Source organism: Opitutaceae bacterium (genome assembly GCA_041395105.1).
Lineage (GTDB): Bacteria > Verrucomicrobiota > Verrucomicrobiia > Opitutales > Opitutaceae > B12-G4.
This window is the reverse complement of the sequence record JAWLBB010000009.1, coordinates 50,651-65,978: the sequence shown is the minus strand read 5'-3', so window position 1 is coordinate 65,978 and position 15,328 is coordinate 50,651. Positions and strand designations below refer to the sequence as shown.

Annotated in this window: 9 protein-coding genes; 3 read left to right on the top strand and 6 right to left on the bottom strand. The window is 60.7% G+C overall.

Features of this window, described 5'->3' with window-relative positions; all coding sequences use genetic code 11:
• Positions 1 to 66: 66 nt before the first annotated feature.
• A complete protein-coding gene (locus tag R3F07_18830) occupies positions 67 to 3,198 on the top strand; it encodes a hypothetical protein (protein MEZ5278445.1) in 3,132 nt (1,043 codons plus the stop codon).
• A gap of 190 nt (positions 3,199 to 3,388) precedes the next feature.
• Here R3F07_18830 and R3F07_18825 read toward each other — a convergent pair whose 3' ends face one another.
• From R3F07_18825 to R3F07_18815, 3 genes are all read right to left on the bottom strand, one after another.
• Positions 3,389 to 4,570, bottom strand: coding sequence for an enolase C-terminal domain-like protein (locus R3F07_18825; protein MEZ5278444.1), 1,182 nt, complete (start codon positions 4,568 to 4,570; stop codon positions 3,389 to 3,391).
• 275 nt (positions 4,571 to 4,845) lie between these two features.
• Positions 4,846 to 5,898, bottom strand: coding sequence for a fatty acid desaturase (locus tag R3F07_18820; protein MEZ5278443.1), 1,053 nt, complete (start codon positions 5,896 to 5,898; stop codon positions 4,846 to 4,848).
• Positions 5,899 to 5,963: 65 nt separating this feature from the next.
• Positions 5,964 to 7,283, bottom strand: coding sequence for a hypothetical protein (locus R3F07_18815; protein MEZ5278442.1), 1,320 nt, complete (start codon positions 7,281 to 7,283; stop codon positions 5,964 to 5,966).
• 150 nt (positions 7,284 to 7,433) lie between these two features.
• On the opposite strand from R3F07_18815, the gene pyk reads away from it, so the two are divergent.
• Together pyk and R3F07_18805 are read left to right on the top strand one after the other, a co-directional pair.
• On the top strand, positions 7,434 to 8,861 hold the full coding sequence (gene pyk / locus R3F07_18810; GenBank protein ID MEZ5278441.1) for a pyruvate kinase: 1,428 nt from the start codon (positions 7,434 to 7,436) through the stop codon (positions 8,859 to 8,861).
• A gap of 59 nt (positions 8,862 to 8,920) precedes the next feature.
• Positions 8,921 to 9,484: a 2'-5' RNA ligase family protein gene (locus tag R3F07_18805; GenBank protein ID MEZ5278440.1), complete on the top strand. Its 564-nt coding sequence runs from the start codon at positions 8,921 to 8,923 to the stop codon at positions 9,482 to 9,484.
• Here the strand turns inward: R3F07_18805 and R3F07_18800 are convergent.
• From R3F07_18800 to R3F07_18790, 3 genes are all read right to left on the bottom strand, one after another.
• Positions 9,463 to 11,202: a B12-binding domain-containing radical SAM protein gene (locus tag R3F07_18800; GenBank protein MEZ5278439.1), complete on the bottom strand. Its 1,740-nt coding sequence runs from the start codon at positions 11,200 to 11,202 to the stop codon at positions 9,463 to 9,465. The two genes, R3F07_18805 and R3F07_18800, sit on opposite strands and share 22 nt — an antisense overlap.
• Before the next feature lie 78 nt (positions 11,203 to 11,280).
• Positions 11,281 to 12,456, bottom strand: coding sequence for a DUF4143 domain-containing protein (locus R3F07_18795; GenBank protein MEZ5278438.1), 1,176 nt, complete (start codon positions 12,454 to 12,456; stop codon positions 11,281 to 11,283).
• A 966-nt stretch (positions 12,457 to 13,422) separates the two neighbouring features.
• A complete protein-coding gene (locus tag R3F07_18790) occupies positions 13,423 to 14,577 on the bottom strand; it encodes a hypothetical protein (GenBank protein ID MEZ5278437.1) in 1,155 nt (384 codons plus the stop codon).
• Positions 14,578 to 15,328 lie beyond the last annotated feature (751 nt).

Below are 15,328 nucleotides of genomic sequence, written 5' to 3'. Positions count from 1 at the left end.
GGACTCACGGCGAGAGGCCGACCTGGTAGCGTGCCCCCTCTGACTTCCGACTTCAACCGATTCCCGATGCATCAGACAATCGACATATCCGCCGGCTGGCGCCTCTTCCATCTGGACCTCGATCAAGGCCTCCTCGGCCACAAGGGCCGCGCCTATCAGCGCGGCTACAAACCGGAGGATGCCGTGGTCACCACGGTGCCGGCCACCGCGCCCGCCGCCTTTCTCGAGGCCGGCCGCATCGCCGATCCATATGTCGGAATGAACAGTCGCGACATTCTCTGGATGGAGCAGAAGGAGTGGTGGTATCTGAAGGACTTCGATCTCGACCGGCTCGATGGCCGTTATCGGCTCACCTTCCAGGGGATCAACTACCGCGCGGAGGCCTGGTTGAACGATGTTCAGATCGGCGTCTGGGAGGGCAGCTTCCTCACGCATTCAATCGATCTGGATCCGGCTCTTCTGCTGGCCGGGGGCAACCGCCTGGCGGTGCGGGTTCGCGCCCAGGAGCGGGCCTGGGAGGATGGCACCCAACCGAGTTCGCGCGGCTTCCAGAACAGTTCCGCCCATATACGGACGCAACGTCCGACCCCGCAATTCGCCTACGGGTGGAACTGGTCGCCCCACCTTATTGCGGTGGGAATCTGGCGCCCTGTCGTCCTCGAGTGGATGGATTCGGCCCGTTTCGGCGAGACGCGTATCCGGACCGATCTGTCGACCGATCTCCAGAGCGGTTCGGTCTGCTTTACCGGGATGGTGGAGGGATTGGGCGCCTCCGCTTCCGGACTGGCCGTCGAGTTGACGGCGCACCGGCCGGACGGTTCGAAGGTCGAGGCCCGTCAGGCCCTCGATTCTGTGGCCGGAGGTGAATCATTGCCGGTCGATCTCTCCCTGAACCTCTCCAGTCCCGATCTGTGGTTTCCCAATGGGTTCGGGAAGCAACCCCTGCACCGGATCGAAGCGCGACTGGTCAACCGGAAGGGCGAAGTTCTTGACCAACGCGAGCGCCGGGCCGGGTTTCGCCGGGTCGAGTTCATCCCGAACACCAACGATCTCGAGGTCCAGGCAACCAGCGGCCAGACCAACCGCATGTGGTCGATCGTCGGGAAACCCTATCCCTGGACCATGTTGGTCAACGGACTGCGCATCTTCTCCAAGGGCACAAACTGGTGCCCGGTCGACAACCTCTACCGAAACCGCGATGCCCATGTGAATCGCCTGCTCGAACTGGCCCGCGATGCCCATTACGTCTTCATCCGGGTCTGGGGCGGCGGGTTGACTGAGTCCGATTCCTTCTACGACCGTTGCGATGAACTCGGGTTGCTTTGCCTGCAGGAGTTCTGGTTCGCCTGCGGATCCGCTCCCGCCATGGACTATCGCGTCTTTCTTGAAAATGCGGAGTCCGAATTGAAGCGGCTGCGCGAACGGACCTCCATCGCCCTCTGGGGCGGAGGCAACGAATTCAATCCCGACAACCACGAGAACCGGCCGATCATCGACCTGATCGCGGAGCTGGTGGCCCGGGTTGACGGGACCCGTGAGTTTCGACGCGGTTCACCCTACAGGGGCGACCGGCACGGGGGGCTGGTGTCCACGCCCCACTACACCACGAACAAATACCGGGATCTCCTGCCGGGCCGTCGTCGCCTTGTCCTCCTGCGCAGTGAATGCGCGGTGGGACGTTCACCGGCCCGTCCCGGCAACATCCGGAAGTTCGTCCCGGAGGATGCCATCTGGCCGATTGATTGGACCGTTTACCAGAATCACCATGCCCAGCGGCCTGAGTGGGAGGAGGTCTCCAGACCCTTTGGCGACGCCTCGACCTGGGAGCAGGCGCTTGTCCATGCTTCTGTTTTCCACTGTATCGACAGCCGTCTCAACATGGAGTACGCCCGTGCCAGCAAATACGAGAGCTCCGGTTGCTGGACCTGGCAGATCAATGCGTCCTGGCCCTCGTTTCATCGGGAACACGTCGATTGGTACGGCGACCCGAAACCCGTCTATTACTGGTACAAAAACGCCTGCAAACCGGTCATCACGCTCGCCGATTTCGAGCGGTTTGTCTGGCATCCCGGTGAGTGCCTCAATCCCGAACTCGTCGCCGTCAACGACACTCACGAGCCGGTTGGGATCGAGGCGACCGTGCGCATCTTCACGATCGATGGCGTGCGTCAGTACGAGTCCGTGCATATGTTGGAAATCCCGGCGGATGAGCGTGTCGTTATCGGACGGGTTGATTGGCGCATTCCCGAGGGACTCGCCGGTCAGGCGTTCTACCTCGCCCTCGAGACGACAGTTGATGGCAGGGTGGTGCATCGGAATACCTACTACGTGGCGGTTTCGCCGGATACCATCCATCAGACCGGCGTGGCCATCGGTGAAAAGCTCAAACTGCACTACATGGGCAAAGTGACGGAGGTGAGCGCGCCTCACTACTACACCCTGGCCGAGATCGTCGATGAGCCCACCGAACACGACAAGATCCAGAAGCATGCCGCCCGGGATGAACTCGACGCCACTTATTCATCCACCTTCGATCTGCCCGACCACCTGAAAGGTCTATCCCTGGAGGTTTACCTTCCCGGCTTGTCCGGAGATGACACCGTGATCCTCAATGGCGAGACCGTTGGTTCGGGCCTGTTTGATCTGGACAAGGAATGGAACTACGAGGCAGACCCTCTCCGTTGGCCGCATCTTCCCAGCCGACACTATCCCATCCCGGCCGGATTGATCCGCGAAACGGGGAATGAGCTCGAGGTCCGACTGACCGGCCGCCGGCTGGCCCCTCACACCGACAAGCGCTTCGGCCTGACCCGGATGATCCATCTCCGCAAAGCCACTCCCGCCGCCCTTCAGGCACACATGGCGGACTACGACCGGAGGAAGGAATTCTTCCGGTCCATCGTCGAGGGGCCCCAGGGACGGCTTCAGGTGTCGATCGAACCGGGGGCGAAAGCCGGCATCCACGAAGTCCGATTACACAACCCCGGTCGCACCAGCATCGCGTTCGTGGTTCTCGACCTCGTCAATGAAGGGGAGGCCCGCTTTGTCTTCGACGAAGGCGCGTTCTCCGCCCTCCATCCCGGCGAAACGGTCGGGGTATCCCTCAAGGTTGAGGGAGTCTTGCCCGCAGATGCCGCGATCGAGATCAGGGCGCTCAATTGCACCACGCTCCGTGTGCCGATCCATCCCGACCTGTAGCCTGTCAGTCACCGAGAAAAAGGCAGTTCAGGATGCATAATGAGATGTAGCGGCGGCAGTCTCTTGCCGCGAATCCACGTCGATACGCCCCAAGAGACTGAGTTAGGCAGGCTCTTAGCCAAAGAAGCGGCTCCATTCCGCCTGCGTCTTCCGTTGATTGGCCACGCCGGGACGCCAACCGACCTCGACCTTAACCGGTGAATTCCTGTCGGCTCTCGATGCGGTCTTCGTCCAATTCCATGCCGAGCCCGGGCGCATCGGGGAGGGGGAGGGTTCCGTTCTCCGGCCAGAGGCGCCGGGCCTGGAAATGTTGCTTTTCCTTCTGGAAGGAGAGCAGGAATTCCACGTAGGGAACGGTCGCCGGAGGTCTGGCCGCGGCGATGTGCAGGGCGGGAAGCACCGAATGACCGTGGGCCACCACCGGCACCGAGGCCGCGGATGCGAGTGAACAGATGTGGACCTGCTCGGTGATGCCCCCCGTCCAGTCGGGATCGTTCTGCAGGACGTCGATCGATCGGGTCGCCAGCAACTCCGAGGTCTGCCACCTCCCGTAGACGTGCTCGCCGGTCGCCAGGGGTATCCCGGGATGGGCTTGTTTCAGGCGTCGAAAACTCTCGAGGTGCTCCGGAGGAACCGGTTCTTCCACCCAGGCCGGATGCACCTCCTCAAGTCCGCTCAACATGCGGTCCGCGTAGGGCAGATCCCAACCCATGAAGGCATCGAACATGAGAGGATAGTCGGCGCCGACGGTTGCGCGCAGCGCCCGGGCGAGGTCGAGGTTCCGGCGCAGGCCCGCTTCACCCTCGCCGGGCCCGTGGGCGAAGAACCACTTCTGGGCGGCGAAGCCCTCGGCCTTTATCCGGTTCGCGGTGGAGGCGGCCGCTTCCGGTTCGACGGAGAATCCAAGCATGCTTGCGTAGACCGGCAGGCGGGTCCGGGAGGGACCGCCGAGAAGCCGGTAGACAGGCTGGCCGAGAACCTTGCCCTTGAGGTCCCAGAGGGCGCAGTCCAGGGCGCTGATCGCTGTCATTAAATAGCCGTTACGCCCATGCCGGTCGAGGCGAAGCATCTGGTCGTGCAGGGTTTCAATCGCCAGGGCATCGCGCCCCACCAGAAATGGTCCAAGCTGATCCCGGATCAGTTGTCCCTGAACCCGATAGAGCGGGCCATAGCGGCCGGTGTTGCCGTCCTCACCGACGATCTCCACGAAGATCCCCTCCAGCTTGCGTCCGGCCGGGGAGGCCTTCGGGGAGTGACGCGGGAGGAAATCCGGATACTGGTGCAGCGGCTGGCACTGCCACTGGCCGTCGCCCAGATTCGGCTCAGCCGCCGTCCCGGTCAGGGTGTTCACTTCGATCTTCCGGATCTTCATGGTTCGGCCATTTTGTTGGAGTTCGCCGCAAGATCGAGCTGCAAACACCCTCGAGGCCGATCAAACAGCAACGGCCTCCAGGATAACGGGTGTTCAGGACGGATCATGAGATGTAGCCGCGGCAGTCTCTTGCCGCGAATCCACGTCGCCACGCACCAAGAGACTGGGTTCGGCAGGCTCACCACAGCTGGGGCGACTACACCAGACAACCGAACGACCTGAAGAACCCAACTCTGAGCCGACGAATCGGCCTGACGCCATTCGCGTCCGCCAGCCTACTTCCCGGTGCCCTGGTCATGGCCGTGATGTTTCCGCAGATGCCGGAAGCTGATGAGCCTGCCCGCCTTTTCGTCCCAGAGGCGGAAAGTCAGCGACTTCAGACTGGAGAACAAGGTCAGGGGCTTGACGTCGGAGAACATCGGATCGGCCCGATGGCAGCGTTCCAGATTGTAGTTCGGTATCCGGGGACTCAGGTGGTGGATGTGGTGGAATCCTATATTGCCCGAGAACCACTGAAGGATCCGCGGAAGTTTGTAGAAGGAACTTCCCGCCATCGCCGCAGTCGTGTAATCCCAATCGTCACCCCGCTCCCAGTAGACGTCCTCGAACTGGTGCTGCACATAGAACAACCAGACGCCGCAGGATCCGGCCACCGCCATTGTCGTGAACTGGATGATAATCCAGGGGAGGAAACCATAGATGTAGATCAACCCGGCCGCGACGATGGCGAGGGCGAAGTTCATCGCCCAGACGGACTTTTTCTCGCGCGCGCTGGCGGTGGGCGAGGGGCGGCGTTGGTAAATGAGAAAGATGAACAGGGGCGCGACCACGAAAAGGATGAACGGATTGCGCGCCAGGCGGTAGGAAAGCTTCTTCCAACGGGAAGCATTAAGGTACTCTTCGACCGTCATGGTCCAGACATCGCCCACTCCCCTGCGGTCGAGGTCGCCCGCCGTCGCGTGGTGCAGCGAGTGCTCCCACCTCCAATGGTAATAGGGTGTGAAGGTCAGAACCCCTGTGACGAATCCCCAGAAGGCGTTGGCCCTTGGGGATTTGAAGAAGGATCCGTGGCCGCAGTCGTGAAAGATGATGAAGATCCGGATGAGGAATCCCCCGGCCAGAATGGCCAGCGGGAGGGTGAGCCACCACGATACCGACAGGCTCAGATACATCAGAATCCAGAGCGCGACGTAGGCGCCGATCGTGTTGACGATCTGCCAGCTGGCCCGCAGGAAATCCGGCCGCTGAAACTCGGCAACAATCCCCTTCCATCTGGCGATGGATTCACGATGGCTCGGTTTGTCTGAAAGCGGAATGTCCGAAGCCATGAATATGGGTAACAGTCGCCCCGATCGAGACCGGCGTCAAGGACTTGGAACGACCTTCCCGCGGATCAATTGTCGGTCGATTTCAGGAAAATATCCCCATCAGAAGACGGGACCTCGTGTTCGACGGAGGTCTGCCCGGTGGCAACACTGAACATGGGCCGCTCAAAACGGACCGCGACCGGCGGGTTGCCCATCCGATTGTAGACGACCATGCCATTGGAGAAAGACCGCCGCACGGAGCCGTCGGGCCAGGTTTCACCGGCCGCAACCGGCACGCCGGCATCGGCATCCCAGAAATCGTACCAGTCGTGAAGATGGTCGGGTTTCGGAAGGGGATTGGGGTCGGAAAAAAGCGCATAGCCTTCCGATCGGGTCAGAACCAGGGTGGTGGTGGCACGCATCAGATCCAAGTCGCTGCGCGAATGATGGAACCACGTCTCCAGGCAATTGATACGGGGCGCCCGGAGGTGTGCCTCCGCCCAGATCAGGGTGTTCTCGATCCGGCTCCACTCGGCGGCGCTGCCGCTGCGGTAGCATTCCATGAAGAGACCGTTGATGTAGGCGGCTGTCATCGGGATCTCACGATCATTGGCGTTGACCAGGATAAGGGCGTCGCTGCCGATCTGTTCGCGGATGGTCCGGACGAGGGCCAGGCGGTCTTCATCTTCGTCCCACCAATCGAGCATGATCCCGTCGACTGCGCCGCTTGCGATCGCCGCGGCCGCCCGTCGGGCCACGTGACCCCGAAAATCCGGATTCGAATAATCCATCTGGATGAACCCGCCTTCCTCCCACCCCATGACCAATTCGTCGTTCTCATCCCGCCGCCACCATCCATGACCCGCTCCAAGAAAATCCTCCCGCGCATCCCGATAGCGGATTTCCATGATGAGGATCAGGTTGGGATTGAGCCGCATCAGCGCATCCCTTCGCGCGGGCGCATCGGCCAGGCTTTCCGGGGTGAAGCCGGTGGCCAGGCCTTCGTTCGCATTGTCCCAAACGAGGCCGTAGAAACTGGCCCCGTGGAAGATCAGGTCATGCCGGGCCGCCGTGACCAGCGGATCTTCGTCCGCCAGATTATCGGCGGGGTTCCAGGCCTGGAAGATCGACGGATAGGATCGGTTGGCGATGCGGTCGGCCACGGATCTGTAGCCGCCCGCACGGCTGTCCTCGGCACGGCCGCCCAAGGTCAGGGGCAGGAGAATGAACGACAGAAGGAAAGGGAAACGGATCGGATACTTCATGAGGTTTTGTGCCTTCGCCGGCGCAGTCATCGATAACGCCGTCCCGGGAGCGACATTGGGCTCAATGGACCCCGCGACGAGTTTACCCTCCAGGAAATCCAGGAATTCATCAATGACCGAATCTGGGAGTCCAACGGCCATCTCCGCAACAATGGAACTTTCACAACCCGGCACCGCCCGGCCTCACGATCCCCGGGACAAGGGGGCTGGCGGCTCCTTTTGCTGGACGGTCAAGAACCGGCGGTCATCTCGGTCCTTGGAAGATGGCCCTCTTCCTGCTTTATGGTGACCATGCGTCCGACTTCCTCCTATTACCGGCACACCAAGATCATCGCCACCCTCGGTCCGGCCACCCAGTCCAAGGAAATGCTGGCAAAGCTCATCATCGCGGGAGTGGACATCCTTCGCCTCAATATGGCCCACGCCTCGCATCAATGGGTCGATGACGCCATGTGGTTCATCCGTGAGGCTTCGGTCGAGGTCGACCGCCATGTGGGCGTGATGATGGATGTGAAGGGTCCGGAGATCCGGACCGGAAATGTTCCTTCCCCGATCAATCTGAAGATTGGCGACCACTTTGAGTTCCACATCGAAGGGGTTGAGCCGACCGGCGACATATCCGCCGTCTCGGTCAATTACCCCGGTCTGCCCGGAGATCTGGAGGTCGGCACAACGGTTCTGGTTGACAGCGGACTGATCCGAATGCGGGTCATCGCAAAGGATGCAGGTCATATCCGGTGCGAAGTGCTCACGCCGGGATCAATCGGATCGAAGCGCCATCTCAATCTGCCCGGTGTCTATGTCAATCTGCCTTGTCTGACCAGCAAAGACGAAGACGACCTCAAAGCCGGAGTTAGGGCGGGCATCGATTTCGTTGCCCTGTCGTTTGTCCGCCAGGCGGAAGACATCCGGACGCTTCGACGCTACCTTGAAGGCCTGGGATCATCCGCGAAGATCATCGCCAAGATCGAGGACCAGGCCGGAGTCCGCAATATGGTGGAGATCATCCGCGAGGCCGACGGGATCATGGTCGCGCGCGGTGATCTGGGGATTGAAATCGATTACCACCGTCTGCCGCTGGTGCAGACCGAACTGGTCGCCGCCTGTGAGGCTGAAGGAAAGCCCGTCATCATTGCGACCCATCTGCTGGAAACGATGATTTCCTCGCCGATGCCGACCCGGGCCGAGATCTCCGATGTTTCCAATGCCATCCGCGAAAAAGCCGACGCCGTGATGCTCTCCGGCGAGACCACCATCGGGGCCTATCCTCTCGAATCCGTGCAGGTGATGAAAAACATCATTGAGAGCATCGAGCCTTCCGTGAGCGGGAACCTGAACCAGAGGATCACTCTCCACGAGCCCAAATCCAAGATGCTGCGGTCGGCCGGCATGCTGGCCCAGGAACTCCCCGGATCAGCCATCCTGGTCTTCACCCGCAGCGGCCACCTGGCTTATGTTCTTGGCGCCCTCCGGGTGCGCGGGGTTCCCATTTTCGCCTTCACCGACATCGAATCCATCTTTCGACAATTGCTGCTGCCCTGGGGGGTGGAGCCCTTTTTCATGGAGTTTTCCGACGACCCGGAACAGACCATCCGCAATGCCAAGGCAGTCCTGAAAAGCAAGGGGTGGGTGAAACCCGGGAATTGGCTTGTTGTCATCACCAACGCCCTGGCGCGCGAGAAGATCATCGACACCCTCCAGCTTCGTCAGGTCAGTTGAGAAGGCGTTCGCACGCCCGTTGACACCAATCAGTCGATGGGGGCAGTCTTCCGTTGCGTATGATCCATCCGCCGCAGACGTCATTGGCGCTGCTCTTCCCTGAGCTCGATCCGGTCGTGGGCCGGTTCCGATCCCTCTACGACCCGTCGGCCGGACACGGATTCCCGCCCCATGTCACCATCCTCTGGCCCTTCATGCCCCCCGATGCGATCAGCGATGAGACACTGCAGCAGCTGGAGGTGTTTTTCCGCGGGTTTTCCACCTTTGATCTTCAGTTCAGCCGGAAGGGTTTTTCAAGTCGGACACTTTTTCTCGCCCCCGAGCCTCCGGAGCCGATCATCACGTTGATCAACGCGATCACCCGACTCTATCCCGACTATCCGCCCTACAATAAACCGGAATGGGATCCGCTGCCCCATCTCACGGTGGCTTACGGCATGGGATCGGAGGACCTCAGGTCAATTGCCGATCGCTTTGACCGGGAGGCAGCCCCAAGCCTGCCCGTCTCCACAACCGTGTCCAGGGTGTGGCTGCTCGATTACCGTGGTGATGGCTGGAAACGCCGGCGCGCCTTCGACCTCGGCCCGAACCGGTCGGCGCATCACCCGCCCGCAATCGGGTGAACGAGTTCCTCCCGCCTGCCGCAGCAGGCCGGGAAGGTCATCCATCCACCGATGGCGACAGTCCAGAGCTCACCGAGGTCCTGGTAGAATGGGCGAAGTCCGTCCTTCATCGACGCGATCACCCGCGGAAGGTCCTCGTTTCGCATCCCGATGGGATTGGTGTTCACGAAGGGAAGGCTGGTCCAGAGGACGGCCTCGGGTTTCAGGACATAGATCCCGAACCGTGACGGGTCTCTTGCCATGGGAGACCCCGGGACCAGGCAGTACTGGTGGATGGTCAGGAAATCGATGACATCCCGGTTCTCGCATAGGTAATCAAAGGTCAGGTTGAGCTCAGCCTGACTCTCGGTCGGGAACCCGGCGATCAACATGGCCGCGGTCTGGATGCCGTTTCGTTTGCAGGCCTCCAAGATACGCCGGGCGGTGTCGGGACGGGACGGCTTGTTCATGGCCTTCAGGGTATTCACCGACGCGCTCTCCAGGCCGAAACGCAGGGTGCGGCACCCGGACCGCGCTAGGTCGGCGATGACGTCGTCCTTGAAGGCGGGGTCGAGAAGAACCTCGGCCCCCCATTCGACCTCGAGTCCCGAATCAATGATGGCCGTGGCCAACTGGTGAAGCTCCCGAGGGCGATAGGAGTCCACCGGCAGGTCAAACCAGTTCGATCCGGTCTCCGCCATCGCCGCGTGGAGATCTTCCAGCGCCTTGGGGATTGGTCGCGTCCGGTAGGTGGCTGAAGTCTGGCAGGAAATGTTGCAGTAGGAGCAACGTCCCCAATAGCACCCGCGGGCGAGGGGAATGGGTATCGGGTATTTGGGTACGAGATAGCGACCGAGCTCCAGCCCGTCCGCCGTCCACATCGGCACCGGAACCGAATCAAGATCAGTGTGGGTGTGCTTTTGCCCCCGGCCACGGATGAAGGTCCCGTCCGCCAGATGGCAATTGGGGATGTCTTCAGGGGATCCTTCTTCGTTCAGGACCGCCTCCAGCCAGAGATCGAGGGCTTCCTCACCATCGTGGAGAATGATCGCATCCGCCGGCAGGAGAGAGGTGGGAATGCGCCCGACATCGTGCTCGACTGCGGTCAGGTAAGCGCCGCCGACCACAATGGGCATTTCCGGAAAGTGCCTCCGGATCAACCGGACAAGGGTGAAGCCCGGCATGATCTGTGAGAAATAGGTCAGACTGACTCCGATGGCTCGCGGACGTTCCCGCCGCAGTCGCGGGATTACGCAGGTCTCGATGTAGTCCAGATACGGGTTCTGCTCGGAATCCGCGAGCGATGCCTCGAGGTGAGGGAACGAACGGAAGGCGCCGTTGACTCCGAAATGGCGGAAATCATGTTCATAACGCCCCCGCGATGCAGCCGTCATGACGATTCCGGCGTCGTTGATCGTTTCAAACGCCCATTTCATGCGATCGCGGTCCAGTTCGATGCCCGGCGTGCGCAGGGCATTCTTCGCCGCTTCAATTTCGGCGACTACACGGACGCAGGCGTCGCGAAGGGATGGGTCCCTGGATTCCCTCAGGATGATCTCTGCGCACCCGCCCAGATAGGCGGGTGAGTGAAAGTGGTGGAAGGCGTCGATGGCCAGGTCCCATTGCCGGGCGGTCCATCCCTTGTGCCGGAGATAGGCAACCAGGACCGATATTCCGGAAGTGGCCTGTCCGAAATTCGCGACAGGAGGGGATATCACGAGCACATCCGTGGACGACATGGGAAACGTAAGAATCGTGAACGTCTCTACCACCGATCCGGGCCGATGGCAATGTTTACCCGGAGAGCAAGTATGGGGTCACCTGGAAGACATCGGTGTAGCCGATAGGAGAGGGCTTCCCGGCTTGAGTTGGAGGAGGAATTCCTGGGCGGGAAGGCACAGGATGTTCTCCCGCAAGACCCGTTCCTTGCCACGATAGAGGAGGATTCTTCGGCTCTGGGGATAGTCCTCTCCGAAGGCCTTCAAGGCTCGCAGGTCTTCTGGGCGGATGCGTGCCGAGTGTTTGACCTCGATGGCATGAATGCCGGAATCTCCGTAGACAACAAAGTCCACTTCCACTTGTGAGCGCGTTTGCCAGTAATACAATCTGTGGCTGCCTTCGGAGTAATTGCACCAGGCGCGGAGATGTTGGGCAATCAACCCCTCCAGGGCCGCGCCTTCGATTGCCTCCGGTGCGTCCAGCGGTCCGCTCGGCCGGTTGGAGCGGTAGACCCCGGTGTCGAAGTAGTAAAACTTCGGATGGGTGGTCAGTTGCCGTTTGGCCCGCTTGGCAAAAACCTCTATCCTGAATCCCAGCAGCAGATCTTCCAGAATCTGCAGGTAGCCTTCGCAGGTTTTGCGCTTCACCTGGCACTCCCGTGCCACATTGCTCAGGTTCAGCACTGCCGCGTGGGAGAAACTCATCGCTTCCAGAAATCGGGCGAAGGAACCGACGTCGCGAACCAATCCCTCCTGCTGCACTTCCTCGCGCAGATACAAGCCGTTGTAGGCTGCCAGCGTCCCTGCCCGTTCCTTTGAGGCCCAGACAAGCGGCAACATCCCGATCCTGAGCGCTTCTCCAAGGTCGAATTGCTTTCCAAGTTCGGCGGCCATGTAGGGATGCATCGACAGGTGTAGCGCCCGTCCTCCCAACAGGTTCACTCCGGCCCGCCTCAGCTTCCGCGCACTGGATCCGGTCAGGATGAACTGCTGCCCGCTTTTCTTCTCGATCAGACCATGCACGACTTCCAGCAGTTCAGGTGCTTTCTGGACGTCGTCGATGATCACCTGTTTGCGCTCCGCATTCCCCGCCACCAGTTCCGCCAGTCGCTCCGGACGCGCCACCAGTTCCCGGTGCGTGGCGGGATCCAGCAGGTCGACCACCAGCGCCTCCGGATGCTGCTCCCGCGTCCACAAAGTCTTGCCCGTTCCCCGCGGTCCCAGCAGGAAAAAATGAGCCCGGGGTGGCTGGAGAAAACGCCTGACAAATGCCATAATGTGACGCAAAATGGCGGAATGATTGCCGGAAGTCAAACGCTTCCCGGACTCTCGGAACCATCACATCATGAGTCGGTTGTCCGAACAGGCACGGTTCTCAAGGTCGTGGCCGCAGAGGTAACTTACCCGCAAAGAGCCGTTCCAGGTGGTTTCCACTGCGTCCTCCAGCCTGCGGAATGTCTGCCAATATGTCGAGCGTTCATAGTAACCGCTGCTGACCGAATCAATCAGGTCGGTTCCCGGCAGGTAGCTGTAGGTGAAGGTCCGCGGGCCTCCGGAGTAGTGGGGCCATTCGGCTATCTTGAACCGGCGGCGATCGGGAAGAGCGGCCTCCCATTGATGGACAATCGGACTGAACTCCTACAGTTCGAACCCCTCGGATGGCCACAAGCGGACCACCCTTTATTGCCGAGTTCCTTTGGACCGACCCTCTTGCTCCGCTTCGTCTACTCTTCGGCAATGCACGAGAGCGAATTCGAGCTGCCGGGTAATGTGCTTTTCCATCTCGTCCCGGCTCGCGGGCCCGTGACCGCCGTCGTAGATAGACAATTCGCACGTGACGCCGCGGGATCGTAACGCATTAACGTAGTTGAGATTCTGCTGAAGGGGGCAGAGCAGATCGTCGCGGCCGGTCGAAATCAAGATGGGTCGACGAACGTGATTGATGTAGGTCAATGGCGAGACTCTTCGATATGATGCAGCGTGGGTTTGAGCGTTGCCGCCGAACATTGTCCGGTTCACGGCGCGGATGAGCGGACTGGCCTCCCAGTGGCATGTTTCGTAATCGCCGACTGGGGCCATAGCCAAGCCCATCGCCCAAAGTTCGGGCTGTGTACCCATTGCCGGCAACGTCATCAGACCACCCCACGAGGCCCCGCTGATAATGGTGCGACTGTCGTCCACAGTGCCCTCGGCGATTAGCGCCGCTCTGACGCGTTGCATGTCCTCGAGCTCGGTGAATCCCTAATTGGTCAACGTGGACTCCCGCCATGCCCGGCCGAAACCGCTGCTGCCTCGGGTGTTCGCCAGCACGACCTGAAAACCGTGATCCACCCAGAGGGCGATGTTTGAGCTATAACCGTCGGCATGATGATACCCTGGCATACCGTAGCCGTCGAACAGCGTCCATTGAGGCCCATGGGCGTTGTTTTGCTGCCCCACGACGAAGCAGGGAACACCGGCGATGCGGCGGAAATGCCAGCGATGCAGGGGCCGTGAGGGCTGAAATCCGGGCGTACCGAAACGCTCAGTTTCACAAAAGCGTTTGGCGTATTCGTGGTTTGCCGCCCAGACTCCGATGACGCGGTTGTTGGCGTCGAGTTCGTGACGAAACACGGTGCCATCGCGCGGTTGCAGAGTTTCCCGTTTTCGGGTGGCGAGGTGATAACGATGGAGATCGGTGCGTCCATCCAAGCTACGCAAGAGGATGAGCTCGTTGCCAGTGCGGTCCCAGGTTATGCCACATTGATCGGAGGAAAAGCCGCCAAGATCACCCGCCAGTCCGGTGATGATGGTTTCGACGCGATCTTCAAACGGGAACCAGATCGCGGGTTGGGAAAAACCGCTTGCTTCGTGGAGGATTGCGATGCGAAGGTCTCCGGGGGAGGGTGCCCAGGCGAGTTGGTCTGCGCGGCAGCCAACAGTGCCATCGACCGACCCGAGTCGGGCGCGTACCTGGCCTTCCATGTCCAAGACCAGCAGCTCCGGCCGATACCAGTTTCCGTGCTGTGCCGATTGCACCAGGATGTAGCGTCCATCGGCGCTGAGGGCGCGCACGCTGAGTTTTTCGGGCTGTCGGAACAACTCCACGGGCGGTCCTGGCGGCGTGACAAGGTGAATGCTGAACGCCTCATCGTCGGCGATCGCCGTGACAGCGAAGTCTCGCCCGGCGAGGAATTCCGATTGATGGACGTCGCGCCCAAAAATATCGGTCCATGGAGCATCATTGGCCCCGGTCTCGGGCGAAGGACTGGCCCGGTAAAGCCAACGACCAAGCTTGTTACCGTGTTTGTCTGTCAGCTTCCACTCGTAGGCCGAAACCAGCGGAGGGGGCGAATTAATGACGGGACGTGGATAGGAAGTGCGTTCTCGGACGAGTTGAGGATCGACACTGTTCACTGGCGAAGGTTGACGTTCGAGCTAGGCGCTGGCGAGCGCCATCGGGGAATTCCAATTGGGGAATTCCAATGGGGGCGGGACTTCGCGAGGTTTCGGGGCTCGTGCCCCTCCCGCGGAGTCGGGCCTCTGATCGCGAGACGATGACAAACCCAACAAAACGTAGTGCACTAGAATGGCACTTAGTTAGCGGACGTTGAGGGAAACATCTCGGGTCTCGGTTGTGCTTCCCGACACCATCGGGATGGGCCGGGACAGGTCGACGGCGCGCCCAGCGGTCACGCCCTACCGCCAGATCGGTCTCATCAGGTAGGGCGTGACCGCTGGGCGCGCCGTTCTGACAGCCAATGGTGGACTCATCGATCAACACCCTTAACTAAGCGCCATTCTAGTGCACTACGTTTTGTTTTCAAAAAGCGCACAAACCCGTCTTTGCTGAAGTGGCGCCGGATCAGAAGATAGCAGGGGTCATACTCGAATGGCGCTAAGATAGGTCGATTCCCGGGCTGCGAACGGTCGTTTCCTGCTCGTCCCTGTGTTGGGTGTAGCCGCCCCAGTCTCTTGGGGCGCTTCGACGTGGATTCGCGGCAAGAGACTGCCACTGCTACAATTCATCAAACCTCCTGAATACTCCTTATCTTAGTGCCATTCGGGTCATACTCGAATGCCGCAGCGGAGCGCTCCGGATTGACCGGACTCGGCAAGAGGCAATTTATCACGGTCAAGATGCTCTACGAGGGTCCGACAAAGGGAT

Coding starts and splice junctions, on each gene's coding strand:
- R3F07_18830 (MEZ5278445.1), top strand. CDS start 67: ATGCATCAGACAATCGACATATCCGCCGGCTGGCGCCTCTTCCATCTG.
- R3F07_18825 (MEZ5278444.1), bottom strand. CDS start 4,570: ATGAAGATCCGGAAGATCGAAGTGAACACCCTGACCGGGACGGCGGCT.
- R3F07_18820 (MEZ5278443.1), bottom strand. CDS start 5,898: ATGGCTTCGGACATTCCGCTTTCAGACAAACCGAGCCATCGTGAATCC.
- R3F07_18815 (MEZ5278442.1), bottom strand. CDS start 7,283: ATGGCCGTTGGACTCCCAGATTCGGTCATTGATGAATTCCTGGATTTC.
- pyk (MEZ5278441.1), top strand. CDS start 7,434: ATGCGTCCGACTTCCTCCTATTACCGGCACACCAAGATCATCGCCACC.
- R3F07_18805 (MEZ5278440.1), top strand. CDS start 8,921: ATGATCCATCCGCCGCAGACGTCATTGGCGCTGCTCTTCCCTGAGCTC.
- R3F07_18800 (MEZ5278439.1), bottom strand. CDS start 11,202: ATGTCGTCCACGGATGTGCTCGTGATATCCCCTCCTGTCGCGAATTTC.
- R3F07_18795 (MEZ5278438.1), bottom strand. CDS start 12,456: ATGGCATTTGTCAGGCGTTTTCTCCAGCCACCCCGGGCTCATTTTTTC.